Here is a 24,502-nt window from a genome sequence, read left to right as displayed (position 1 = left end):
AGCGGTACGCGCCTTATGAATATTTCGGGATATTCCCGGGATATTCCGTCTTGCGCCAGCCTTTCAAGCGGGCTTGAAAGGCTGTACTTGTTGCCACCAGTCCAACACTGTGTCGATCGATTGTTCGATGGACAACTGGGAGTTGTCGAGGTGGCGAGCGTCTTGCGCCGGCTTCAGAGGGGCAACGCTGCGGGATGAGTCCCGGGCATCACGAGCTTCCAAGTCGGAGCGAAGACTGTCGAGTGTAGTCGAAATACCCTTTGAAATCAACTGCTTATGCCGCCGTTCGGCGCGCTGGGCGGCGCTGGCCGTGAGGAAGACCTTGAGCGCCGCGTCGGGGAAGATCACGGTGCCCATGTCGCGCCCGTCGGCCACCAGGCCTGGCAGTTGGCGAAAGCGCTGCTGCAGGGCCAGCAGCGCCTCGCGCACGGCCGGCAGCGTGGAGACGCGGGAGGCGTCCATGCCGGCGGCTTCGGTGCGGATGTCGTCACTGACGTCTTCGCCGGCCAGCAGCACCTTTCCTTCGGTGAACTGCAGGGGCAGGGCGGCCGCGAGGGTGGCAATTTGCGCCTCGTGCTGGGTGTCGGCGCTCAGGCCCGCACGACGCATGGCCAGGCCGGTCACGCGGTAGAGCGAGCCCGAATCGAGGTAGTGGTAGCCCAGCAGGCGCGCCACCTCGGCCGCGAGCGTACCCTTGCCGGAGGCGGTCGGGCCGTCGATGCAGATCACCGGCACCTCGGCGGCCTCGGCCACCGAGAACAGGGTCTCGAAATAGTCGGGGAAGGTCTTGGCGACGCAGTGCGGATCGAGGATGCGCACCGGCACCCCCGCCGGATTGAATGCCGCGAGCGAGAAGCACATGGCCACGCGGTGATCATCGTAGGTGTGGATGCTCGCCGGACGCCAGCCGGCCTGCGCCAGCGGATGCACGCGGATGAAGTCGGGGCCGGCCTCGACGGTAGCGCCGAGCTTCTTCAGCTCGTTGGCCATGGCGTCGATGCGATCGGTTTCCTTCACGCGCCAGCTTGCGATGTTGCGCAGCGTGCTCGGACCGTCGGCGTAGAGCGCCATCACGGCCAGCGTCATCGCGGCGTCGGGGATGTGGTTGGCGTCGAGGTCGATGGCCTTGAGCGGCCAGGCGCCGCGACGCACTTCGAGCCAGTTCGGGCCACTGTCGACCAGCGCGCCCATCTGGCGGGCGGCGTCGATGAAGCGGATGTCGCCCTGGATCGAATCGGCGCCCACGCCTTCGATACGGATGCCGTTCTTGCCAGAAACACCCGTCGCTATTGCGCCTAATGCTATGAAATAGCTAGCAGACGAGGCGTCGGCCTCGACGTGAATGTCGCCGGGCGAGCTGTAGCTGCTGCCTGCCGGAATGGTGAAGCGCTCCCAGCCGTCGCGCCGCACCTGGATGCCGAAGCGCGCGAGCAGGTTCAGCGTGATCTCGATGTATGGCTTGGAGATCAGCTCGCCGACCACCTCAATCACGATGTCGTTGGCCGCCGCGAGCGGCAACGCCAGCAGCAGGGCGGTCAGGAACTGGCTCGACACGTCGCCGCGCACGCGGATCGGGGCGTCGAGCGCCAGGTCGCCGTGCGGCACCGGGTGGATGCGCAGCGGCGGATAGCCGGGGTTGCCGAGGTAGTCGATGCGGCAGCCGAGCTGGGTCAGCGCATCGACGAGATCGCCGATGGGGCGTTCGTGCATGCGCGGAACGCCGCTCAGCTCGAACTCGCCACCCAGCAGCGACAGCGCCGCGGTGAGCGGGCGCATCGCGGTGCCGGCGTTGCCGAGGAACAGCGGCAGCAGCGTTTCGCTGGGCTTCAGCTGTCCGCCGAGGCCGGTGATGCGCAGCGTGTTTCCGTCCGGGTCGATGCCGCAGCCGAGCGCGCGCAGGGCGTCGAGCATCACGCGCGTGTCGTCGGAATCGAGCAGGTCGTGGATGGTGGTGGTGCCGCTCGCAAGCGCGGCGAGCAGCAGCACGCGGTTGGAGATGCTCTTGGAGCCCGGCAGCCGAACCGTACCGGCCGCGCCCGCGAGGGGCGGGAGATCGAGGAAGGTCGTCGAGAACATCTCAGTTGTCCTGCTGCTGCGACGAGGTGTCGGTGGCTGGCTTCCAGGCCGCGCGGGCCTTGCTGGCGGCGGCAATGGATTGCTCCAGTGCCTGCAGGTCGCCCGCGGCCATCAGCGCTTCGAGATCGTCCAGCGCCTTGCGGAAGGCCTGCGACTGTTGCAGCACCTGTTCGCGGTTGGCCAGAAGCACGTCGCGCCACATGACCGGGTCGCTCGCGGCGATGCGCGAGAAATCGCGAAAGCCCGGTCCCCCGAGGCTCAGGAAGCGGTCGCCCTGCGGCTGGCTGGCGATGGCGTTGGTGTACGCGAAGGCCAGCAGATGCGGCAGGTGGCTCACGGCGGCGAAGGCGGCGTCGTGCTCTTCATGCGTCATGGTGACGACGTGCGCGCCGATGCCGCTCCATACCTGCGAGGCCCGCTGCACGTTCGAGCGCAGCGTGGTCTTCACGGGCGTCAGCACGACCTGCCGGCCGGTGAACAGCGAAGCCTCGGCATGCTCGATGCCCGAGAGCTCCTTGCCGGCGATCGGGTGTGCGGGCACGAAGTTCGCGAACTGGCGCTGCAGGCCGTTGCGCGCGGCCTCGATCACGTCGCCCTTGGTCGAGCCGACGTCCATCACCAGCGTCTCGTTCGAGATGCCGTGGCGGATGGCCTTGAATGTGGCTTCCGATGCGGCCACCGGCACCGCCAGCAGCACGATGTCGGAGCCCGACACCGCCAGCAGCGCCGAAGGCGCTACCACGTCGATCACGCCGAGCTGGCGTGCCCGCTCGGTGGTGGAGGGCGACTTGCTGTAGCCGACCACACGTTTCACCAGTTTCGCGCGCTTGAGTGCGAGCGCAAAGGAGCCGCCCATCAGGCCGCAGCCGATCAGTCCCAGTTGTTCGAACATCTGTGTGTCTGCCTGCCGCTCAGGCCTTGACGGGGTAGGCGCCCAGCACCTTGTAGAAGGCGCAGAGGCCGCGCAGCTCGGCCAGCGCCGCGGCCACGTTGGGCTGCGAGGGATGGCCGTCGAGGTCGATGTAGAAGTAGTACTCCCACTGGCCTGTGCGCGCGGGGCGCGACTCGAAGCGGGTCATCGACACGTTGTTGGCCTTCAGCGGCACCAGCAGGTCGTGCACCGCGCCGGGCCGGTTCGGCACCGAGACGATCAGGCTCGTGCAGTCGCGGCCCGAGGCCGGCGGCATGGCCAGCGTCTGCGGCAGGCAGATCACCGAGAAGCGGGTTCGGTTGTACGAGTCGTCCTGAATGGCGTGCGCCACGATGTGCAGGCCGAAGCGGGTGGCCGCGCGTTCGCCGGCCAATGCGGCCCAGGCCGGGTTGGTGGCCGCGAGCCGTGCGCCTTCGGCATTGCTCGATACGGCGCGCCGCTCGGCGTTCGGCAGGTGCTTGGACAGCCAGGTCTGGCACTGTGCCAGCGCCTGCGGATGGGCCAGCACGGCCTCCACGCCTTCGAGCGAATTGCTGCTGCGCAGGAGGTGATGACGTACCAGCAGGCTGACTTCGCCGACGACATGGGTGGGCGAATGCAGGAACAGGTCGAGCGAGCGCGTGACCACGCCTTCGGTCGAGTTCTCGACGCCGACCACGCCGTACTGGGCGCTGCCCGCAGCGGTGGCGTGGAACACCTCGTCGAAGCTGGCGCAATAGATCAGGTCGGCGGCACCGCCGAAGTATTCGATGGCGGCTTGCTCGCAGAAGGTGCCTTCGGGGCCAAGCACAGCCACCCGTTGTGGCGACTCGAGCGCCAGGCAGGCCGACATGATTTCGCGCCAGATGGCCGCCACGTGGAGGTCCTTGAGCGGACCGCCATTGCTCTTCTGCATCTTGTCGATGACCTGCGCCACGCGGTCGGGGCGGAAGAACGGGGTGCCCTCGCGCTTCTTGACCTCGCCAACCAGCTCGGCCACATGGGCCCGCTCGTTGAGCAGGCTGAGCAGTCGCTGGTCGAGCGAGTCGATCTGCACGCGCAGATCGGCCAGGCTTTCGGAGTTGTCGGAGGGAGAAGAGGGCGGTGTGGGTGCGGAGGCGGTCATCGGTGCGAGCAGCTGGGCATGCGCCTAGGCATGCGATCGCTCGAATTCTCGCATGTAGGCCACAAGTGCCTGCACCCCTGCCAGCGGCATGGCGTTGTAAATGCTCGCGCGCATGCCGCCGACCGACTTGTGGCCCTTGAGCTGCAGCAGCCCGGCCTCGCGCGCGCCGGCCAGAAAAGCCTCGTTTCGGCCTTCGTCGGCCAGGAAGAACGGCACATTCATGCGCGAGCGGCAGCCTGGGTCGATTCGGTTGGCGTAGAAGTCGGAGCCGTCGATGAAGTCGTACAGCAGCTTCGCCTTCGCGATGTTGCGCTGCTCCATGGCGGCCACGCCGGTGTGCGTGCCTTCGGTCTGCTGCAGCAGCCACTGGAACGTAAGCCCCGCCATGTAGATGCCCCAGGTTGGCGGGGTGTTGTACATGGAGTGGTTGTCGGCCACGGTCTTGTAGTTGAAAGCGCTCGGGCAGATCTCGAGCGCGTGGCCCAGCAGGTCGTCGCGCACGACCACGATGGTCAGGCCGGCGGGGCCGAGGTTCTTTTGGGCGCCGCCGAAGGCAAGGCCCACGCGGCTCCAGTCGACGCTGCGCGAGGCGACGTGCGACGAGAAGTCGATGACCAGCGGGGCGTTGCTGCCGAGTGCGGCCAAGTCGGGCAGTTGCTGGAACTCGATGCCGTTGATGGTTTCGTTCGAGCACACGTGCACGTACGAGGCATCCTTCGAGAGCTGCCAGGTCGCAGGGGCGGGCAGCTTCGTGTGCTGGTCGTCGGCGTTGCTTGCGACCACGCGCGTTGCGCAGTAGCGCTGCGCTTCCTTGTGCGACTTGATGCTCCAGCTGCCTGTGATGACGAAGTCGGTGGTTTTGCCGCGCGACAGGTTCAAAGGCACGATGGCGTTCTCGCCAAGTCCGCCGCCCTGCATGAACAGGACGTGGAAATGCGATGGGATGGCCAGCAGCGTGCGGATGTCGGCTTCGGCCTGGGTGCAGATCGCACCGAATTCCTTGCCGCGATGGCTCATTTCCATCACGCTCATGCCGCTGCCCTGCCAGTCGAGCATTTCGGCGGCGGCGCGTTGCAGCACCGCCTCCGGCATGGCAGCCGGACCGGCCGAGAAGTTGTAGGGGCGCTTGCCGGCCGGCGTCTGCTGCTGGGTCACGTTGCTTTTACTTCTTGGCTGGGGCCTTGGCAGGTGCCTTGGCGGGAGCGGAGCCTTGGGGGGCTGCGCCATCGGTCGGTGCGCCGAGTGCCTTGGCAACTGCGGTGTCGAGTGCGCGCATCTTGGGTTCGACTGTGGCGCGCGTGTCGGCCACGAGCTTTTCCGTCAGTGCGGTCTGCATCTTCGGGTTCAGGTCCTGGTACTTCTTGCTCAGGGGCGAGTTGATCCAGGCCAGCAGTTGCTTGAGCTCGTCTTCGTTGAAGTTCTGCTCCATCAGCGGGGTGAGGGCGCCCGGGGCCAGTTGAACGGCCTTGTCGCGAACGATGGGGTAGGTCTCGTCGAAGTACTTCTTCAGCTCGGCGTCGGCAGCCTTGGCGGCGGCTTCGCGCTTGGCTTCAGGCACTTGCGTCTGCAGGTACTGCGAACCCGCTTGTGCGATCGGAGCGCTCGATTGCTCGACCAGACCGCGTGCCAGCGATTCGATGCCGGGGCGCTGGATGTCGATGAACTGCTTGATGAGCGTGGCCTTGTCCTGGGCCATGGCGGCCATCGAACTGCTTGCCAGGGCGACCGTCAGAAGTGCGAGTTTGATTTTTTTCACTGAGGATTCTCCGTTGAAGATGAGGAAGTATCGTCCGCGTCAGGCTCGCTTTCGCCGTTCGCGTCGTTTTCGACGATACGTTGTAGCCCGCTGAGTTTGGCGCCTTCGTCGAGTCCGATCAGCGTAACGCCTTGCGTCGCGCGACCAAGCTCACGAATTTCGGCAACCCGGGTGCGCACCAGCACGCCCTTGTCGGTGATGAGCATGATCTCATCATCCGCATGCACGAGAGTGGCGGCAACGACCTTGCCGTTGCGCTCACTCTGTTGAATGGCGATCATGCCTTTGGTTCCCCGGCCATGGCGGGTGTATTCCGTAATGCTTGTTCGCTTTCCGTAACCATTTTCCGTGGCGGTGAGCACGCTTTGCTGCTCATCTTCGGCCACCAGCATGGCGATCACGCCCTGTCCGGGGTCGAGCGACATGCCGCGCACGCCGCGCGCATTGCGGCCCAATGGGCGGACGTCTTCCTCGTCGAAGCGCACGGCCTTGCCGCCATCGCTGAAGAGCATCACGTCGTGCTTGCCGTCGGTCAGCGCAGCGCCGATCAGGTAGTCGCCTTCATCGAGGTTCACGGCAATGATGCCGCCCTTGCGCGGGTTGTTGAACTCGTCGAGCGCGGTCTTCTTGACTGTGCCCATCGAAGTCGACATGAACACGTACTGGTCGGCCGGGAAGTTACGCTTTTCACCCGTCAGCGCGAGCGCGACGTTGATCTTTTCGCCTTCCTGCAGCGGGAACATGTTGACGATGGGGCGCCCGCGCGAGCCGCGCGAACCCGCCGGCACTTCCCACACCTTGAGCCAGTACAGCCGGCCGCGATTGGAGAAGCACAGGATGTAGTCGTGCGTGTTGGCGATGAAGAGCTGGTCGATCCAGTCGTCGTCCTTGGTGGCGGTGGCCTGCTTGCCGCGGCCGCCGCGTTTTTGTGCGCGGTATTCGCCCAGCGGCTGGCTCTTGATGTAGCCACTGTGCGAGAGCGTGACCACCATGTCGGTCGGCGTGATCAGGTCTTCGGTCGATAGGTCGTAGGCGCTGTGCTCCACCAGGCTGCGGCGCGCGCCGACCTTCGACTGGCCGAACTCCTGCTTGATGGTGCCGAGTTCGTCGCCAATGATGGTCGAGACGCGCTCGGGCTTGGCCAGGATGTCGAGCAGGTCGTCGATCTCGGCCATCACGTCCTTGTACTCGGCCACGATCTTGTCCTGCTCGAGGCCGGTCAGGCGCTGCAGGCGCATCTGCAGGATTTCCTGGGCTTGCGTTTCCGACAGGCGATAGAGGCCGTCGCCGCCCATGCCGAAATTGCGCTCGAGGCCTTCGGGGCGGTAGTCGTCGGCGTTGATCACGCCACCGTCGGCGCGCGTGCGCGTGAGCATTTCTCGCACCAGTTTGCTGTCCCAGCTGCGGGTCATCAGCTCGGCCTTGGCGACGGGCGGTGTCGGCGATTCACGGATGATGCGAATGAACTCGTCGATGTTGGCCAGTGCCACCGCGAGGCCTTCAAGCACATGGCCGCGTTCGCGGGCCTTGCGCAGCGTGAAGACGGTGCGGCGCGTGACCACTTCGCGGCGGTGCTGCAGGAAGACCTGGATCAGGTCCTTCAGGTTGCACAGCTTGGGCTGGCCATCGACCAGCGCCACCATGTTGATGCCGAAGGTGTCCTGCAGCTGCGTCTGCTTGTAGAGGTTGTTGAGCACCACCTCGGGCACTTCGCCGCGCTTGAGCTCGATCACCAGACGCATGCCCGACTTGTCGGACTCGTCCTGGATGTGGCTGATGCCCTCGATCTTCTTCTCGTGCACCAGCTCGGCCATGCGCTCCTGCAGCGTCTTCTTGTTGACCTGGTAGGGGAGCTCGTCGACGATGATCGCCTGGCGCTGGCCGCGGTCGATGTCCTCGAAGTGGCACTTGGCGCGCATAACGACCTTGCCGCGGCCGGTGCGGTAGCCGTCCTTCACGCCGTTGATGCCGTAGATGATGCCGGCGGTGGGGAAGTCGGGCGCCGGCACGATTTCCATCAGCTCGTCGATGCTGGCTTCGGGGTTGCGCAGCAGGTGCAGGCAGGCGTCGACAACCTCATTCAGGTTGTGCGGCGGAATATTGGTGGCCATGCCGACCGCAATACCGCCGGAGCCATTGACCAGCAAATTCGGCAGTTGGCTCGGCAGCACTTTCGGCTCTTTTTCGGAGCCGTCGTAATTGTCCTGAAAGTCGACAGTTTCCTTGTCGATATCGGCCAGCATTTCGTGCGCAATTTTGGCCAGCCGGATTTCCGTATACCGCATTGCGGCCGCGTTGTCTCCATCGACCGACCCGAAGTTGCCCTGGCCATCGACCAGCATGTGGCGCATCGAGAAGTCCTGGGCCAGGCGCACGATGGTGTCGTAGACCGACTGGTCGCCGTGCGGGTGGTACTTACCGATGACGTCGCCGACGATACGGGCCGACTTCTTGTATGGCCGGTTCCAGTCGTTGTTGAGCTCGTGCATCGCGTACAGCACGCGGCGGTGCACAGGCTTGAGGCCGTCGCGGGCATCGGGAAGCGCTCGGCCCACGATCACGCTCATGGCGTAGTCGAGATAGCTGCTGCGCATTTCCTCTTCGAGACTGATGGGCAGGGTTTCTTTTGCGAAGGAGGTCATGAGCGAGGGGCTGGCGGCAGGAAGGCGAAATTTTACGCTGTGAGGGGTGTCGCACCGCCGCAACACAAGGTGCCTATTCCGCCTCCGTCCTACGCTTCGGGGCCGTCCAGCGGCCTGTTTGCCAAAGACCCTATGGCACAATCGCCTCAACGTTTTGGGTGGTGGTCACTTAAAGCGTCCTTGATTCGCAGCGCGGCTGCGGCTTTTTCCCCAAGAGGAGAACCATGAAGAAACTGAATAAAGTGGCGATGATGTTTGCAGTCGCTGCGCTCGCCACTGCCGCCGGCGCGCAGACCCGTGTCACCGCTGCGGACGGCGGTCCTACGATCGACAACTGGCAAAACGGCACCGGCGAACTGGTCTGGAAGAACGGCACGAATGAACTGTGCTGGCGCGATGCCAACTGGACGCCGGCTACGGCTGCCGCTGGTTGCGACGGTGCTCTGGTTCCTGCTGCTCCGGCTGCTGCTGCTCCGACCCCCGCTGCTCCGGCTGCACCGGCTGCACCGCAAGTCGCCGCTAACAAGGTGACCTTCGCTGCCGACGCATTCTTCGACTTCGACAAGTCGGTTCTGAAGCCTGAAGGTCGCGCCAAGCTGACCGATCTGGTCGAGAAGATCCGTGGCGTCAACCTCGAAGTCATCATCGCTGTGGGCCATACCGACTCGATCGGTACGGACGCCTACAACCAGCGTCTGTCGGTGCGTCGCGCCGAAGCCGTCAAGGCCTTCCTGGTCTCGAAGGGCATCGAACGCAACCGCGTCTACACCGAAGGCAAGGGCGAGAAGCAGCCAGTGGCTGACAACCGCACCAAGGAAGGTCGCGCCAAGAACCGTCGCGTGGAAATCGAAGTGGTCGGCACCCGCGCCAACTAATCAATCGATTCCATCGATCATGAAAACCCCGCCTCGGCGGGGTTTTTTTATGGCTGTCGAATTTGCGATTGATCTTTGGTAAAGCCCGAGCAGTGTTTATCGGACATTGCTCGTTTCATAATCGCTGCATGACAGAAAACGTGAATGCGGATCCGGCCGAACTGGCCAAGTTTTCAGAGCTCGCGCATCGCTGGTGGGATTTGGAAAGCGAATTCCGCCCGCTGCATGAAATCAATCCATTGCGCCTGGAATGGATTGACGGTATTGCACCTATTTCGCAGCGCCGCGTACTCGATATCGGCTGCGGCGGCGGCATCCTGGCCGATTCGATGGCACGCAAGGGGGCCGACGTGCTGGGTATCGACCTCGCGGGCAAGGCGCTCAAGGTTGCGCAGTTGCATGCGCTCGAGGCCGGCACCCGCGGCGTGAAGTACCGTGAGATCAGCGCAGAGGCGCTGGCTGCCGAGCAGCCGGGCAGCTTCGACGTCGTCACCTGCATGGAGATGCTCGAGCACGTGCCGCAGCCGGCCTCGGTGATCCAGGCCTGTGCCACGCTGGTCAAGCCGGGTGGTTGGGTGTTCTTCTCGACGATCAACCGCAGCCTGAAGTCCTTCATGCTGGCGATCGTGGGCGCCGAGTATGTCCTCGGCATGCTGCCGCGTGGGACTCATGAATATGCGAAGCTGATCCGGCCCAGCGAGTTGGCTGGATACTGCCGAGCAGCGGGTCTGGACCTGCGGCACACCCGCGGCATGGAGCACAACCCCCTGACCCGGCGCTATTGGCTCAGCGGCGACACCAGCGTCAACTACATGTTCGCCACGCAGAAGCCGGCCGAACTGAAGTCGGGATCGCACGGATGATGGGCGTCGAGACGAAAGCCGTGCTGTTCGACCTCGACGGCACGCTGATCGACAGCGCGCCCGATCTGGGCGCCGCAGCCGACAAGATGCGCACTGATCGCGGCCTTGATTCGTACCCGCTGGAGCGCTACCGTCCTATGGCCGGTGCGGGCGCGCGCGGCATGTTGGGTGTGGCATTCGGCATCACGCCCGAGTCGCCGGAGTTTCCTGAGTTGCGCGAAGAGTTCTTCGTGACTTATGAGCGCCGCATGCTGCTCAACACGCAGGTGTTCGATGGCATCCAGGCGCTCATCGAGGCGCTGCGCGAGCGCGGCCTCTTGTGGGGTGTCGTCACCAACAAATCGATGCGCTTCACCGATCCGCTGACGCGCGCCATTCCACTTTTCGCGAGTGCGGGCGCGGTGGTGAGCGGCGACACCACGCCGTTTGCCAAGCCGCATCCCGAGCCCTTGCACGAGGCTGCGCGCCGGCTTGGCGTGGCTTCGCAGGCGTGCATCTACGTTGGTGACGACGAGCGCGACATCGTCGCGGGCCGCGCTGCAGGCATGCGCACGGTCGCAGCCACCTACGGCTACATGGGTACACAGGCCGATTCGGCGCTCTGGCAGGCCGATGCTTCAATCTCTTCGCCCCTTGAGCTCTTGAAGTTGCTCAATAGCGCCTAAAATGAGTCGCTTGGGGCTGCACTGGTTTCGACGTGGGTTCGGAGTCGCAGCGGGGCATGTCGAGCTGAATGCGCTCGTAAAACAGATTCAAACAAACTAACTGCAAACGACGAACGTTTCGCACTCGCTGCTTAATTGCCAGTGAGCCTTGCAACAGTTGGCCGATGGGCTGGGCAAGGGGGTCTGGAGCAATCCTGACCTCCCGGCTGCAAGGATAATTACATGGGCTGGCTCCGATCCGGGTACCTTGGGTCGGGGCGAGAAAATAGGGTGCTGGCGTCCGGTTTAGCGTGTGACTGCGCGACTCCGGAAGCGAGACTTAAATCAGATCACTAAACATGTAGAACTGCGCGATGAAGGCTTGCGGACGGGGGTTCAAATCCCCCCAGCTCCACCAAATTTCTAGAGCCAAGTCCAATTAAATCAAGGACTTACGAAAAGGCTCTCCGTCTCGGACCGTCACTCATCGTCTCGAGATTCACACACTTCTCACACGCGATTCGCACCTGAATCGCACGCGTCGCCGACCTCCGGCAGACCAGGCAGATGCTCCCGACCGTACTTTACCTGCGGTCGGCCAAAGCCCAGAGTGACACTTTGCTCGACTCACCGGCCGTAATTCCGGCTCGCTATTTCGGTCGTCTTGCGGCCGGGCAGCTTGGCGATGTACGCCCGGTATTGGTCGGCCCATTTCTTGTCATTGCGCGGGTTCATGAAGACTGGCCGTCGGCTTTCTCAATATGTTTGCCGTTGACCCTCAAGCGCCTGGCGGGCCGTGAGCAGCAAGACGGTGCGCACGGTAGCGCATGTCTTCGTACCTTTCTCCTCGCCCTCGACGACAGGCCTGTGGATGTGCAGGCAATACCACGATTGCGCGATGCGGTTGGAGGGCAAGGGCGTAAAAATATGTACGATGGATATGACGTTCGGCCCCAATACATACACCGTGTTGCCCACCCCGGCTGGTTTCGCTGGTGCAAGCGCGGCCAACTACCGCTACATGCGTGGGCTAATCAGCGGGACCTATGCGCGAAGCAACGAGTTGAGTGGGGTGGATGGTGCGCTCACAGCCTTTGACCAAGTCCCAAGCCGGGCGAACTGGCTCACCCTCACGCTAAGAATGCAAACATGGCTCACCGCCAAGGCGGGTCGATACAACGTGGGAACCGGTGTCATTAATTCGGTGCGTGGCGCGAGCGTCACGAACCTGAAGGCACAAATAGATGCCTACCGTCAGTTCCTTTTGGATAGAGATACGTTGATGGCCAATGTGGCCAACCAGTTGGACTTGTTGAACTGGCGGACGCGCACTATATGCGCGGAGCTCTACGACGACGCCAATAACGCAGCGTTCGGCCTATACGCTCCCCACATCGCCGTCCTCGAGGAAGAAGGCATCTTGTCCTCCGGCTTTGTGCGGGCGTTCCGCCCTGGCCATACAACGATTGCTGACTGGGACAATGCCGGCGCAAGTGAACTCGGCCGTCTGAATGCTTGGCCAACGCTTCAAGGTGTCGCTCGATTTCGGATCAACAATTGGCGCGCTTGGCACCCAGCTCTCGCAGACCCGCGAAAGGGTCTCTTCTGTCATTCTTCTGCGGCGCTGGCGGTGCACTGTATCGTCACGCATCGCATCGCCTTGCAGGGCGCGCTCTCGTGTCCCATCCGTTCAATCGACGTCTATCATCAACGCGGTAACGCCGGTGAAATCACGCACTGGTGGGTCGCCATCAACCGTCCAGACAACATCGCACTGGGGACTGCACCTCACGGCACGTTAACCACCATGGCCGATTTTGATCGGTTAGAGATGATGGGCGGTTTTGTCATCGATATTTGGGGCGCGCTGTGGCTGGCACAGCAGAACAATCCTGGCACCTGGGTTGGTAGTGCTGCGGCTGTCGCTGAGAATGCCGTCAGGCTCGCCCCCTTCATTACTCTGAATGGCGTCAACACGTTGACGCACTACTCACGGCTGGTTTTTTGACGGTGGTGTTGTCCTAGCGGGGGCGGCCTGTCTGGCGCACTGAAGTTCACTCGTTTCTCACACGAATCGCGCCGTCAAATTCGAAACCCGCATGGACAAAGGCGGCGGTCAATTTCGAGGGGGTCAAATCTCCTCAACTCCACCATATTCCTCAACGCTGGCTTCACTGAACAAGAGGTCTGCCCGACTCGTGCCGCCGCTGTACGTTTCTTCCCCCGCCTTCGGCGATCCAGGCCTCCAACTCATACAAGCTTGAGTGCAGCCGCCGATCTCTGCGCAATCAGTCGCCGAAGCTCAGTAACACTGGAACAAAACCCCCTGCTCCGCAGGCGCCTTGCCAAGCCAACGCGGCGTCTTGCTTCGCGCATCGCAATAGTCCGCAGCCTGGACGTAGGTCATGGCACGCAGTACGCCTTCGCGAACTTGCGTCACCTCGTTGGGTGGGGTCGAGCAGCCGGTGAGGACCAGGGCAAGCGGAAGCAGTGTGCGCCAATTCATCGGGGCATTCTAAGTAAGACCACCGGGATCGTTTGAGCTTCGCCCACGGTCGGGATAGAGATACTTGAAGTACTTACCGGACTGGCCGAACAATTGCCGCGCCAGTTGCACCGGATCTTCGCCTTTGTGCTTTTCGTAGAGCACGGGCCCCCAGATGATGAAGCCGTCGATGCTGAGGCTCTTCGGAGAAGGCTCGATGGCTTTCCATGCATGCGCGAACTTCGAGATCCAGGCCAGCGCTTCCTTGAGCGCATGATTGGGCGGGGTGGTTGTTTCCTCGGGCAGAGATATGGCGGCATCCTTTGTTAAAAGACTGTACAAATATACAGTAGACTATGCCCATGAACACATCGTTTTTTCCATCCATCCGAATTTCTCCTTGACGGGTAAACCGTCCCCCGCTGGTCAACCTGTGCGGGGGCCTTGATGCATGCCAAGCAGATAGGCTTTCAAGCCCAGCCTCACAGCTGGGCTTTTTTTATGCGCCGCGCGCGAGGCCCTGCGCAAGCCCGCTTTTTTTCGCCCGAACGCGGGGCTATAGTCGGCCAGCACTGTCACATTGCAGTCACTGCAGTTTCCAGCTGCCTGCCCAGATCCCGATAAGGACGCCCGTGCCGGATTCCCTGACTTCCGAGTTGACCAGCTATTACGACACGGTGCCCTATGACTCGCATCCGTTTCCACAGTCAGCGATGGAGCATCTGGAAGCCCTGGCATTTCTCTTCGGGCTCGATGCTCCACCTCCCGCAAAAGCCCGTGTGCTGGAGCTCGGCTGCGCGGCCGGCGGCAACCTGATTCCCTTCGCTGCACGCCATCCCGAGGCGCGTGCGATCGGCATCGACCTGTCGCCGGTGCAGGTGGCGCAAGGTACGGCGGCCATCGGGCGCGCCGGGCTGTCGAATATCGAGCTCAAGGCCTTCAACCTTGCGGACATCGACGCTTCGTTCGGCCAGTTCGACTACATCGTCTGCCACGGCGTCTACAGCTGGGTGCCGGGTCCGGTGCAGGACGCGATCCTGCGCATCTGCTCCGAAAATCTCGCGCCCAACGGCGTGGCCTACGTGAGCTACAACGTGTACCCCGGCTGGAAGGCGCGCGAGATCGTGCGCGACGCGATGATCCTGCGCGGCGGTCCGCGCGACACGCCCGAAGAAAAGCTGGCCTACGCACGCGGCATGCTCGACTTTCTCGAGCAGTCGGCCCGCGCCGACAGCGTGCTCAAGAAGACGCTTGAAGAGGCGATGCCGATCGTGCGCAATGCCAACAGTTCGTACCTGCTGCACGAGTTCCTCGAGCCCTGCAATGCGCCGTGCTATTTCAAGGAGTTCGTGGCGCGCGCGGATGCCCACGGCCTTGCCTACCTGTGCGACGCGGAGCCGTCGACGATGTTCGTGCAGAACTACGGCGACAAGGTGCGCGACCCGCTGCTGCGTGAATGCGGTGGCAGCCAGGTCATGATGGAGCAGTACCTCGACTTCCTGGTCAACCGCACCTTCCGCCAGACCCTGCTGGTGAAGCAGACGCAAGCCGCACACATCCGCTACAAGCTCGACCCCGCACGCATCCGCTCGCTCGAATTCGCCGGCATCTTCAGGGCCGACGACGGTGGGGCGCTCGCGCTCGATGCTCGCGAGCAGCCGTGCACCGCCATGCGGGGCCTGAAGGTCACGCTGCGGTTGCCCGCGCACAAGGCGGTGGCGCAGCTGCTCGATACGCGTTATCCGGCATCGATCTCTGCGTCGGCCCTCATCGAGGCCGCCTCCGGGCTCACTGGGCAGCCGCAGGCCGCCATCGAGCCGGCCGTGATGGCCATGCTCGAGGAGCTGCTGATCCTCGGCGCCCTGCGCATCCGGCGTACGCCGGTGTCCGCGGCCGACGTGGTGTCCGGTTTGCCGCAAGCGCTGCCCGCGGTGCGAGGCGCTTCGGGTCTTGCGTCGGGCGTCGGTGCCACCGCCAACACCTGCAACCAGTGGCACGAACCCGTGGTGCTGACGCTGCTTGAACAAAGCCTGCTGCCGCTGCTCGACGGCACGCACTCGCACGACGCGCTGGTGGAGCACCTCGAAGCCGAGGTTCGAAGCGATCGCCTGCGCTTCGTCAAGGACGACAAGCCGCTGACCGACCCGTCGGCAGTCAGGGAGTTCGCCCGCCAGCAGGTCGCGCTGGCGCTCGACGCCCTGCGCCGCAAGGCGCTGCTCACGGGCTGACCCGTACGTACATCACCGTTTTTCTTCAACACACTCAAAGAGGAGATACCTGCATGCAACCAATTCACTGGACCCCGAAGCTGCGCGCCGCCGTCGCGGCGGTGCTCGCGCTGGCGGCCGCCGGCGCGTCGAATGCCGCATCGGTGGCGCCCGTCGCGGCCGAGCACGGCATGGTCGTGAGCGCGCAGCACCTGGCGAGCAAGGTCGGCGTCGACGTGCTCAAGCGCGGCGGCAATGCCGTCGACGCGGCTGTGGCCGTGGGCTATGCGCTCGCGGTGGTGTACCCCGCTGCCGGCAACCTCGGCGGCGGCGGCTTCATGACCGTGCAGTTGGCCGACGGGCGCAAGACCTTCCTCGACTTCCGCGAGAAGGCACCGCTGGCCGCCACGGCCAACATGTACCTCGACAAGGACGGCAACGTCATCAAGGGCCTGAGCACCAACGGCCACCTCGCCGTGGGCGTACCCGGCTCCGTCTCGGGCATGGAATACGCGCGCGAGAAGTACGGCACCATGAAGCGCGCAGACCTCATCGCCCCCTCGATCCAGCTGGCCGACAAGGGCTTCGCGCTGGAGCAGGGCGACATCGACATGCTGTGGACCTCCACCGCCGATTTCCAGAAAGACCCGGTCTCCGGCGCGATCTTCCTGAACAAGGGGCAGCCCTTCCAGGTCGGCCAGAAGCTGGTGCAGAAAGACTTGGCGAAGACGCTGAAGGAAATCAGTGCGAAGGGGCCCGACGGCTTCTACAAGGGCTGGGTGGGCCAGGCCATCGTGGCGTCGAGCCAGGCCGGCAAGGGCATCATCACCCAGGCCGACCTCGACCAGTACAAGACGCGCGAACTCGCGCCCGTCGAGTGCGACTACCGCGGCTACCGCGTGGTGTCGGCGCCACCTCCCAGCTCGGGCGGCGTGATCATCTGCGAAATGCTCAACATCCTCGAGGGCTACCCGCTCAAGGACCTGGGCTTCCGCTCGGCCCAGTCGGTGCACTACCAGATCGAAGCCATGCGCCACGCCTACGTGGACCGCAACAGCTACCTGGGCGACCCCGACTTCGTGAAGAACCCGCTCGACCGCCTGCTCGACAAGGGCTATGCCGAGAAAATCCGCGCCGTCATCGATCCGAAGAAGGCCGGCGTCTCCAAGGACATCAAGCCCGGCGTCGCGCCGCATGAAGGCAGCAACACCACCCACTACTCGATCACCGACCAGTGGGGCAATGCCGTCTCCGTGACCTACACGCTGAACGACTGGTTCGGCGCCAAGGTCACGGCCGCCAAGACGGGTGTGCTGCTGAACAACGAGATGGACGACTTCACCTCGAAGATCGGCGTGCCGAACATGTACGGCCTGGTGCAGGGCGAGGCCAACGCCATCGCCCCGGGCAAGCGTCCACTGAGCTCGATGAGCCCGACCATCGTGTCGAAGGACGGCAAGCCGGTGTTCGTGGTCGGCACGCCCGGCGGCAGCCGCATCATCACGGCTGTGCTGCACACCATCCTGAACGTGGTCGACTACGGCATGAACGTGCAGGAAGCAGTGGATGCACCGCGCTTCCACCAGCAATGGCTGCCTGACGTCACTAACGTCGAGACCTTCGCGCTGAGCCCCGACACGCGCAAGATCCTGACCGACATGGGCCACAACCTGGGTGTGCCGCAGCCGGCCAACCACCTTGCGGCGATCATCGTCGGCGCGCCGTCGCTGGGCGGCAAGCCGGTCGGCAACAACCGCTTCTACGGCGCCAACGACCCGCGCCGCAACACAGGCCTGGCGGCAGGCTACTGATCCTGCGGCAAACTAGAAGGCGGTCGTGCCCTTGTCGGCGCGGCCGCTTTTTTCATTTTTCATGCACCTGCAAGACATCCTCTATACCCAAGGCTTCGGCACGCGGCGCGTGTGCGCGGGCCTCGTCCAGCAAGGCCACGTGACCATCGAGGGCCAGGCGGTGACCGACCCCTTTGCCGATCTCGACCCCGAGGGCCTTCACTACACGGTTCAGGGCACCGCGTGGGCGTACCACGAGAAGGCCTATCTGATGCTGCACAAGCCGGCCGGCACCGAGTGCTCGCAGAAGCCCTCGACCTACCCGAGCATCTATACGCTGCTGCCGTCACCGCTGCGCCTGCGCCCCAACAAGGGCGCGGTGCAGGGCGTGCAGGCCATCGGCCGGCTCGACCAGGACACCACCGGCCTGCTGCTGCTGACCGACGACGGCCAGTTCATCCACAAGATGGGCTCGCCCAAGCACCACGTGCCCAAGGTCTACGAGGTGACGGCCAAGCACCCGGTGGACGAGGCGCAGATCGCGAAGCTGCTGGCCGGCGTGGTGCTCGACGACGACCCGAAGCCCGTTCGAGCCGCCGCCTGCGAGTCGGACAGCCCGCTGCATCTGCGGCTCACCCTCACCGAGGGCAAGTACCACCAGGTCAAGCGCATGCTGGCCGCGGTCGGCAACCGGGTCGAGGGGCTGCATCGCTCGCGCATCGGCGACCTGGCGCTGCCCGACGACCTCGCACCGGGGCAGTGGCGCTGGCTGACGGCCGACGAGGTTGCCGCCCTGCGCGCGCCGGCCAAACCCGCGAAACCGCCGAAATAAGCGGAACAAAGCGCCCCCTGACGGTCAGCCAGTCCTAAGGCTCGACCGTTAATCTCGCCAAGCTCTCTCCCGGAACCTCCCCTTGCGATTTCCTGCTCGCCCGAACGGCCGCCTCGCGGCTTTCCTGTTTTCCTGTCTGACGGCCCTGGCGGCATTTCCCGCTGCCGCCGCCGTGCCGGCCGAACCTCCCCCGATCTTCGTGCTCAACTCGCTGGACGCCAGCGTGAGCGTGATCAATCCCGTCGACTGGACGGAAAAACAGCGCATTGCCACTGGCAAGGAGCCGCACCACATCTACATGACGCCGGACGAAAAGTCGGTCATCGTGGCCAATTCGGCAGGCGATTCGCTGACTTTCCTGAACCCCCGCACGGCGGAAGTGCAGCGCGTGGTCTACGGCATCATCGATCCGTACCAGCTGCAGTTCTCGCGCGACATGAAGTGGTTCGTCACGGCCGGCAACCGCCTGAACCACGTCGACATCTACCGCTGGGACGGAAAAGACCTGAAGCTGGCCAAGCGCATCGCCAGCGGCAAGACGCCCAGCCACATCTGGATCGACAACACCAGCACCATCGCCTACGTGACGATGCAGGACAGCGACGAGATGATCGCCGTCGACCTGCCCACGCAGACGGTCAAGTGGCGCACCGCCACCGGCACCATGCCGGCCGACATCTTCGGCGTGCACAACGACAAGACCCTGCTGGTGGGCCTGACCGGCAGCGACGGCGTGCAGGTGTTCGACGTGGCCGGCGCCGAGCCCAAGCTGGTCGGCAAGATTCCCACCGGCAAGGGCGCCCACGCCTTCCGCTCGGCTGGCGACGGCAAGAGCGTGTTCGTGAGCAACCGCGTGGCCAACACCATCAGCCGTATCGACCTGGCGACGCTGAAGGTCATCGCGACCTATCCCGTGCCCGGCGGCCCCGACTGCATGGACCTGTCGGCCGACGGCAAGACCCTGTACGTGACCTCGCGCTGGATCAAGAAGCTCAGCGTGGTCGACCTGGCCAGCAACAAGGTTGTGCGCCAGGTCAATGTCGGCCGTTCGCCGCATGGCGTCTGGACGCTCGATCATGCCAAGCGCATCTAGCCGCATCGGCGCGGCCCTCGCGCTGTCGTTGGCCGGAGTCGTGGCTCCCGTCGCCTGGGGGGCGACACCGGGCGCCACCTGCGAAAAGCCCGTCTACCTGACCTTCGACACCGGCCACATGGGCGTCGCCCCGCTGGTGGCCGACGTGCTCAAGCGGCAGGACGTGCGCGTCACCTTCTTCGCCGCCGCCGAGCGCACCCAGACCGACGGCGACAGCCTCGACGACCACTGGGCACCTTGGTGGAAGGCGAGGGCGGCAGAAGGCAACGAATTCGGCTCGCACACTTATGACCACGCGTACTGGCGCGCCGACGTCAAGGGCACGCCGCCGAGCTTCCGCATCAAGCCCTCGGCAGGCCCTCAGGACGGCAAGGAGTCGACCTGGAGCACGGCCGAGTACTGCGCCAACATCCGCAAGTCGTCCGACCGGCTGGCCGCCATCACCGGCAAGAAACCGCTGCCGCTGTACCGCGCGCCGGGCGGCAAGACCTCGCCCGCGCTGCTGGCCGCCGCCGAAGGCTGTGGCTACAAGTACGTGGGCTGGGCGCCAGCCGGCTTTCTCGGTGACGAGCTGCCGAGCGAGAAGTTCAGCAACGCCAAGCTGCTGACGCAGGCGCTCGACACCATTCGCCCCGGCGACATCCTGCTCGCGCATCTGGGCATCTGGTCGCGCAAGGACCCATGGGCTCCGGCCAACCTCGAGCCGCTGATCGTCGGGCTCAAGGCCAAGGGCTTCTGCTTCCAGACGCTGCGCCAGCACCCGGACTTCCGCGCCTGGATCGCATCCCACCCCTGAACGAGTTTTTGCCGTGATCGATTGGCTGACAGACGCTTTTTCCGCCATGCAGGGCTGGTTCTTCGAGGCCGCCGTGCAGCCGCTGGTCTACGCCGTCGGCCTCGGCGGCTGGACCGAGGATGCCTTCGACGCCACCGGCTGGCTGTTGGTCGGCGTCGTCCAGATTCTGGTGCTGCTGGCGATCATCGGGCCGCTGCAGCGCTGGCGATCGGTGGAGCCGGTGGTCGACCGCCACGCGATCCGCATCGACGTGCTCTACACGCTGATTCACCGGCTCGGCCTGTTCCGGCTGGCGATCTTCTTCACGCTGCAGCCCTTCTTCGACGATGCGATGGGCAGCCTGCGCACGGCGGGGTGGGGCACATTCCACCTCGACGAAGTGTGGCCCGGCGTGACCGACGTGCCGGTGGTCGCCTTCGCCATCTATCTTGTGGTGCTCGACTTCGTCGGCTACTGGATCCACCGCGGCCAGCATCAGTTCAACTGGTGGTGGGGCCTGCATTCGCTGCACCATTCGCAGCGCCAGATGACGATGTGGAGCGACGATCGCAACCACCTGCTCGACGACATCGTCCACGACACGCTGATCGTCATCGTGGCGCAGCTGATCGGCGTGGCCCCGGGGCAGTTCATCGCCTTCGTCGCGTTCACGCAGCTCAGCGAAAGCCTGCAGCATGCCAACCTGCGGCTGAGCTTTGGCGCCATCGGCGAGCGGCTGTGGGTCAGCCCGCGCTTCCACCGGCTGCACCACAGCATCGGGCTGGGGCACGAATCGAACGGCAGGAGCACGCTCGGCGGCCACAACTTCGGCGTGCTGCTGCCTTGGTGGGACATGCTGTTTCGCACTGCCAACTTCGAGGACCGCTACGACCCGACCGGCATCCGCGACCAGGTCGAAGCTGATGCCGATGGCCGTGTGCGCGAATACGGCCGCGGTTTCTGGGCCCAGCAGTGGCTCGGCCTGAAGCGAATGGTCGGTCGCGGTTGAGGGGCTCCGGCTCCTGAACGGCGTGTCCGAGGCGTTATCCTCGCTGCTCAATGCGCCTGCTCCTCGACTCCTTCTGGCGCGCGGTCGCCTATTGCATGCTGCCGCGCGTGATCGTGCTGTCGCTGCTTCCTTTGGGGTTGATGGTGGTGCTGGCCGCGGGGCTCGGTTATTTCTACTGGGACTCCGCCGTGACCTGGACACGCGGCGCGCTCGACGCCTGGCCGCTGCTGTCGAGCTTCTGGGCCTGGATCGGGCGTCTTTTCTCGGGTGACGTCACTTTCGCGCTGGCGTCCCTGGTCGTGGTGTTCGCCGCCACGCCGCTGATCGTGGTGGTCTGCCTGCTGATCGTGGCCGGCTTCATGGCGCCTGCGCTGACCAAGCTCGTGGGCGAGCGGCGCTTTCCCTCGCTCGAACAGAAAAAGGGCGCGTCGTTCCTCGGCAGCGTCGCGCGTTCGCTCGGCGTCACCATCCTGGCGCTGATCGCCCTCGTGGTGTCGATGCCGCTGTGGCTCATTCCGCCGCTGGTGCTGATCCTGCCGCCGCTGATCTGGGGCTGGCTCACCTACCGCGTGATGAGCTTCGATGCGCTGGCCGAGCACGCCAGCCCCGAGGAGCGCGCCGCGCTGTTGCGTGCGCACCGGCTGCCGCTGCTGTGCATCGGCGTGCTGTGCGGCTACCTGGGCGCGGCGCCCAGCATCGTCTGGGCATCGGGCCTGCTGTTCGCCGCCGCCTTCTTCGTGCTGGTGCCGATCGCCATCTGGATCTACACACTGGTCTTCGCCTTCTCGGCGCTCTGGTTCGCTCACTACTGCCTCGATGCGCTCGCGCGGCTGCGTGCCCAGCGCGCGGTGGCCGAGGCATCGGCCGCCAACGGCGCAACACCGGCCCTCGAAGCCGAAGAGGCCAGCAAGGCCGCTCTTTCCCAATGGGGTTCACCATGACACGCGCATTCGGTCTCATCGTCGTCGGCGACGAGATCCTTTCCGGCAAGCGGGCCGACAAGCACATGGCCAAGGTCATCGAGCTGCTCGCCGCGCGCGGCCTGCAGCTCAGCTGGGCCGAATACGTGGGCGACGAGCCCGCACGCATCACGGCCGCGCTGGCGCGCGCCTTCGCCTCGGGCGATATCGTCTTCTCGACCGGCGGCATCGGCGCCACGCCCGACGACCACACCCGCCAGTGCGCCGCCAAGGCCCTGGGCGTGCCGCTGGCGCTGCACCCCGAGGCCGAGCTGCTGATCCGTGAGCGCATGCAGGACACCGCCCGAGAGCAGGGCGTGCCCTACGAGCCCGACCGCTCCGACAACGTGCACCGGCTCAACATGGGCGTGTTTCCGCAAGGCGCCACGCTCATCTACAACCCGTACAACAAGATCCCGGGTTTCAGCGTCGGCGACGTGCACTTCGTGCCGGGCTTTCCCGTCATGGCCTGGCCGATGATCGAGTCCGTGCTCGACGGCCGTTACGCCGAACTGTTTACCCGCAATGCTGTCGCCGAGAAGTCGGTGATCGTTTTCGGTGCCATGGAAGCCACGCTGACGCCGCTCATGCAGGCCATCGAGGCCACCCACGCCGGCATCAAGGTGTTCAGCCTGCCGAGCGTCGATCACCCCGAATACGGCCGCCACATCGAGCTGGGCGTCAAGGGCGACCCTGGCCGGCTCGATGCCGCCTATGTCCAGCTGATCGAAGGGTTGCACACCTTTGATGCCAAGCTTGGTCCAGAATTGGTGCGTTGATGCTGAACGCACCATTTTGGTGAAATTCCGCCTTCATTTGGGGTTTGCGGCGGCCACTAAAGCCTCATCGAGTGAGGTGACAATGGCACAGAAACTGCATCCCTCGTCCCTGTATTCCTAACCACCATCCAACTCAGGAGAAACTGATGGCAAAGACCGTCGCCGATGTACTCAAGCTCGTCAAGGAAAACGAGGTCAAGTTCGTCGACTTCCGCTTCACCGACACCCGTGGCAAAGAGCAGCACGTGACCGTGCCGGTCTCGGCTTTCGATGAAGACAAATTCACCTCGGGCCACGCATTCGACGGCTCGTCCATCGCTGGCTGGAAGGGGATCGAAGCTTCGGACATGCAACTCATGCCCGACCCGAACACCGCCAACATCGACCCCTTCTTCGAAGAAACGACGCTGATCCTGACCTGCGACGTGATCGACCCCGCCGACGGCAAGGCCTACGAGCGCGATCCGCGTTCGCTCGCCAAGCGCGCCGAGGCGTACATGAAGGCTTCGGGCCTGGGCGACACCGCCTTCTTCGGTCCGGAACCCGAATTCTTCGTGTTCGACGGCGTCCGCTGGAAGAACGACATGTCGGGCTGCTTCGTGAAGATCGACTCCGAAGAAGCCTCGTGGAACACCGACAAGGAATACGAGCACGGCAACACCGGCCATCGTCCGGCAGTCAAGGGCGGCTACTTCCCGGTTCCCCCGGTCGACAGCTTCCAGGACATGCGCTCGGAAATGTGCCTGGTGCTCGAATCGCTCGGCATCCCGGTCGAAGTGCATCACCATGAAGTGGCCAACGCCGGCCAGATGGAACTCGGCACCAAGTTCAGCACGCTGGTCCAGCGCGCCGACTGGGTCCAGCTGCAGAAGTACGTGATCCACAACGTGGCCCACGCCTACGGCAAGACCGCCACCTTCATGCCCAAGCCCATCGTTGGCGACAACGGCTCTGGCATGCACGTGCACCAGTCGGTCTGGAAGGACGGCAAGAACCTGTTCGCCGGCGACGGCTACGCAGGCCTGTCTGACTTCGCCCTGCACTACATCGGCGGCATCATCAAGCACGCCCGTGCCCTGAACGCCATCACGAACCCCGGCACCAACAGCTACAAGCGCCTGGTTCCCGGCTTCGAAGCCCCGGTGAAGCTGGCCTACTCGGCCAAGAACCGCTCGGCCTCGATCCGCATTCCGTTCGTGGCCAACCCGAAGGGCCGTCGCGTCGAAGCGCGCTTCCCCGATCCGCTGATGAACCCGTACCTGGGCTTCGCTGCGCTGCTGATGGCCGGTCTCGACGGCGTGGAAAACAAGATCCATCCGGGCGAAGCCGCCAGCAAGGACCTGTACCACCTGCCGCCGGAAGAAGACGCGCTGATCCCGACCGTCTGCCACAGCCTCGACCAGGCCCTGGAATACCTGGACAAGGACCGTGCATTCCTGACCAAGGGCGGCGTGTTCACCGATGCGTACATCGATGCGTACATCGATCTGAAGATGCAGGAAGTCACGCGCTTCCGCATGGCGACGCACCCGGTCGAGTTCGACATGTACTACTCGCTGTAATCGCGCGAAGTACAGCCTCACCAATCCATTGGCGGGGATGTAATGAAAAAGGACGGCCACGGCCGTCCTTTTTCAATGGAGTGGAACATCTTGTCACTGGTGGCATCGAATTGCACGAA

Annotated in this window: 20 protein-coding genes and 1 other RNA gene; 14 read left to right on the top strand and 7 right to left on the bottom strand. The window is 64.3% G+C overall.

Annotation, left to right across the window (positions count from 1 at the left end; genetic code table 11):
- Positions 1-63 precede the first annotated feature (63 nt).
- The 6 genes from NWF24_RS22705 to gyrA form a co-directional block, all read right to left on the bottom strand.
- On the bottom strand, positions 64-2,076 hold the full coding sequence (locus tag NWF24_RS22705) for a bifunctional 3-phosphoshikimate 1-carboxyvinyltransferase/cytidylate kinase (RefSeq protein WP_258350521.1): 2,013 nt from the start codon (positions 2,074-2,076) through the stop codon (positions 64-66).
- Between the two features lies 1 nt (position 2,077).
- Positions 2,078-2,968 carry a prephenate dehydrogenase gene (locus tag NWF24_RS22700; RefSeq protein WP_093050107.1) on the bottom strand — a complete coding sequence of 297 codons (891 nt, stop codon included), beginning with the start codon at positions 2,966-2,968 and terminating at the stop codon, positions 2,078-2,080.
- Between the two features lie 19 nt (positions 2,969-2,987).
- On the bottom strand, positions 2,988-4,112 hold the full coding sequence (pheA, locus tag NWF24_RS22695) for a prephenate dehydratase (RefSeq protein WP_093050110.1): 1,125 nt from the start codon (positions 4,110-4,112) through the stop codon (positions 2,988-2,990).
- A 24-nt stretch (positions 4,113-4,136) separates the two neighbouring features.
- Positions 4,137-5,204 carry a 3-phosphoserine/phosphohydroxythreonine transaminase gene (gene serC / locus NWF24_RS22690; RefSeq protein WP_258355338.1) on the bottom strand — a complete coding sequence of 356 codons (1,068 nt, stop codon included), beginning with the start codon at positions 5,202-5,204 and terminating at the stop codon, positions 4,137-4,139.
- A 70-nt stretch (positions 5,205-5,274) separates the two neighbouring features.
- On the bottom strand, positions 5,275-5,868 hold the full coding sequence (locus NWF24_RS22685) for a DUF2059 domain-containing protein (RefSeq protein ID WP_258350520.1): 594 nt from the start codon (positions 5,866-5,868) through the stop codon (positions 5,275-5,277).
- A complete protein-coding gene (gene gyrA / locus NWF24_RS22680; RefSeq protein ID WP_258350519.1) occupies positions 5,865-8,510 on the bottom strand; it encodes a DNA gyrase subunit A in 2,646 nt (881 codons plus the stop codon). The genes NWF24_RS22685 and gyrA overlap by 4 nt, the downstream gene beginning before the upstream one ends.
- A 224-nt stretch (positions 8,511-8,734) precedes the next feature.
- Here gyrA and ompA point away from each other — a divergent pair, with 224 nt between their 5' ends.
- The 5 genes from ompA (at position 8,735) to NWF24_RS22655 (ending at position 12,900) form a co-directional block, all read left to right on the top strand.
- On the top strand, positions 8,735-9,385 hold the full coding sequence (gene ompA / locus NWF24_RS22675; protein WP_056510399.1) for an outer membrane protein OmpA: 651 nt from the start codon (positions 8,735-8,737) through the stop codon (positions 9,383-9,385).
- 128 nt (positions 9,386-9,513) lie between these two features.
- A complete protein-coding gene (ubiG, locus tag NWF24_RS22670; protein WP_258350518.1) occupies positions 9,514-10,248 on the top strand; it encodes a bifunctional 2-polyprenyl-6-hydroxyphenol methylase/3-demethylubiquinol 3-O-methyltransferase UbiG in 735 nt (244 codons plus the stop codon).
- Entirely contained in the window at positions 10,245-10,913 is a 669-nt protein-coding gene (locus NWF24_RS22665) for an HAD family hydrolase (RefSeq protein WP_258350517.1), read from the top strand. Before ubiG ends, NWF24_RS22665 begins: the two co-directional genes overlap by 4 nt.
- Before the next feature lie 12 nt (positions 10,914-10,925).
- Positions 10,926-11,310, top strand: a transfer-messenger RNA (tmRNA) gene (gene ssrA / locus NWF24_RS22660).
- A gap of 378 nt (positions 11,311-11,688) precedes the next feature.
- The gene (locus NWF24_RS22655) at positions 11,689-12,900 is read left to right on the top strand and encodes a hypothetical protein (RefSeq protein ID WP_258350516.1); all 1,212 of its coding nucleotides are present in this window, start codon (positions 11,689-11,691) and stop codon (positions 12,898-12,900) included.
- Positions 12,901-13,407: 507 nt separating this feature from the next.
- Here the strand turns inward: NWF24_RS22655 and NWF24_RS22650 are convergent.
- Positions 13,408-13,719: a hypothetical protein gene (locus tag NWF24_RS22650; RefSeq protein WP_258350515.1), complete on the bottom strand. Its 312-nt coding sequence runs from the start codon at positions 13,717-13,719 to the stop codon at positions 13,408-13,410.
- 290 nt (positions 13,720-14,009) lie between these two features.
- Between NWF24_RS22650 and NWF24_RS22645 the strand changes: the two genes are divergently transcribed.
- The 9 genes from NWF24_RS22645 (at position 14,010) to glnA (ending at position 24,383) form a co-directional block, all read left to right on the top strand.
- Entirely contained in the window at positions 14,010-15,605 is a 1,596-nt protein-coding gene (locus tag NWF24_RS22645) for a class I SAM-dependent methyltransferase (protein ID WP_258350514.1), read from the top strand.
- Positions 15,606-15,658: 53 nt separating this feature from the next.
- Positions 15,659-17,395 carry a gamma-glutamyltransferase gene (gene ggt / locus NWF24_RS22640; protein ID WP_258350513.1) on the top strand — a complete coding sequence of 579 codons (1,737 nt, stop codon included), beginning with the start codon at positions 15,659-15,661 and terminating at the stop codon, positions 17,393-17,395.
- 61 nt (positions 17,396-17,456) lie between these two features.
- Entirely contained in the window at positions 17,457-18,206 is a 750-nt protein-coding gene (locus tag NWF24_RS22635; RefSeq protein WP_258350512.1) for a pseudouridine synthase, read from the top strand.
- An 82-nt stretch (positions 18,207-18,288) separates the two neighbouring features.
- Positions 18,289-19,299, top strand: coding sequence for a YncE family protein (locus tag NWF24_RS22630; RefSeq protein ID WP_258350511.1), 1,011 nt, complete (start codon positions 18,289-18,291; stop codon positions 19,297-19,299).
- The gene (locus NWF24_RS22625) at positions 19,283-20,095 is read left to right on the top strand and encodes a polysaccharide deacetylase family protein (protein WP_258350510.1); all 813 of its coding nucleotides are present in this window, start codon (positions 19,283-19,285) and stop codon (positions 20,093-20,095) included. The genes NWF24_RS22630 and NWF24_RS22625 overlap by 17 nt, the downstream gene beginning before the upstream one ends.
- A gap of 13 nt (positions 20,096-20,108) precedes the next feature.
- Positions 20,109-21,083, top strand: coding sequence for a sterol desaturase family protein (locus NWF24_RS22620; RefSeq protein ID WP_258350509.1), 975 nt, complete (start codon positions 20,109-20,111; stop codon positions 21,081-21,083).
- A 50-nt stretch (positions 21,084-21,133) separates the two neighbouring features.
- Positions 21,134-22,024 carry an EI24 domain-containing protein gene (locus NWF24_RS22615; protein ID WP_258350507.1) on the top strand — a complete coding sequence of 297 codons (891 nt, stop codon included), beginning with the start codon at positions 21,134-21,136 and terminating at the stop codon, positions 22,022-22,024.
- Positions 22,021-22,821 (top strand): competence/damage-inducible protein A, encoded by an 801-nt coding sequence (locus NWF24_RS22610; RefSeq protein WP_258350505.1) that lies wholly within the window; start codon positions 22,021-22,023, stop codon positions 22,819-22,821. The genes NWF24_RS22615 and NWF24_RS22610 overlap by 4 nt, the downstream gene beginning before the upstream one ends.
- A gap of 146 nt (positions 22,822-22,967) precedes the next feature.
- Positions 22,968-24,383, top strand: coding sequence for a type I glutamate--ammonia ligase (glnA, locus tag NWF24_RS22605; RefSeq protein ID WP_093050193.1), 1,416 nt, complete (start codon positions 22,968-22,970; stop codon positions 24,381-24,383).
- Positions 24,384-24,502: the final 119 nt, after the last annotated feature.

The sequence above is a fragment of the Variovorax paradoxus genome (genome assembly GCF_024734665.1).
Lineage (GTDB): Bacteria > Pseudomonadota > Gammaproteobacteria > Burkholderiales > Burkholderiaceae_C > Variovorax.
The sequence above is the reverse complement of the archived record's forward strand: the minus strand, read 5'-3'. Positions and strand labels throughout refer to the sequence as shown.

What these genes read in the sequence shown, in the direction of transcription:
- NWF24_RS22705 (WP_258350521.1), bottom strand. Translation starts at nt 2,076, where the DNA reads ATGTTCTCGACGACCTTCCTCGATCTCCCGCCCCTCGCGGGCGCGGCC.
- NWF24_RS22700 (WP_093050107.1), bottom strand. Translation starts at nt 2,968, where the DNA reads ATGTTCGAACAACTGGGACTGATCGGCTGCGGCCTGATGGGCGGCTCC.
- pheA (WP_093050110.1), bottom strand. Translation starts at nt 4,112, where the DNA reads ATGACCGCCTCCGCACCCACACCGCCCTCTTCTCCCTCCGACAACTCC.
- serC (WP_258355338.1), bottom strand. Translation starts at nt 5,204, where the DNA reads ATGCCGGAGGCGGTGCTGCAACGCGCCGCCGCCGAAATGCTCGACTGG.
- gyrA (WP_258350519.1), bottom strand. Translation starts at nt 8,510, where the DNA reads ATGACCTCCTTCGCAAAAGAAACCCTGCCCATCAGTCTCGAAGAGGAA.
- ompA (WP_056510399.1), top strand. Translation starts at nt 8,735, where the DNA reads ATGAAGAAACTGAATAAAGTGGCGATGATGTTTGCAGTCGCTGCGCTC.
- ubiG (WP_258350518.1), top strand. Translation starts at nt 9,514, where the DNA reads ATGACAGAAAACGTGAATGCGGATCCGGCCGAACTGGCCAAGTTTTCA.
- NWF24_RS22665 (WP_258350517.1), top strand. Translation starts at nt 10,245, where the DNA reads ATGATGGGCGTCGAGACGAAAGCCGTGCTGTTCGACCTCGACGGCACG.
- ggt (WP_258350513.1), top strand. Translation starts at nt 15,659, where the DNA reads ATGCAACCAATTCACTGGACCCCGAAGCTGCGCGCCGCCGTCGCGGCG.
- NWF24_RS22635 (WP_258350512.1), top strand. Translation starts at nt 17,457, where the DNA reads ATGCACCTGCAAGACATCCTCTATACCCAAGGCTTCGGCACGCGGCGC.
- NWF24_RS22625 (WP_258350510.1), top strand. Translation starts at nt 19,283, where the DNA reads ATGCCAAGCGCATCTAGCCGCATCGGCGCGGCCCTCGCGCTGTCGTTG.
- NWF24_RS22615 (WP_258350507.1), top strand. Translation starts at nt 21,134, where the DNA reads ATGCGCCTGCTCCTCGACTCCTTCTGGCGCGCGGTCGCCTATTGCATG.
- NWF24_RS22610 (WP_258350505.1), top strand. Translation starts at nt 22,021, where the DNA reads ATGACACGCGCATTCGGTCTCATCGTCGTCGGCGACGAGATCCTTTCC.
- glnA (WP_093050193.1), top strand. Translation starts at nt 22,968, where the DNA reads ATGGCAAAGACCGTCGCCGATGTACTCAAGCTCGTCAAGGAAAACGAG.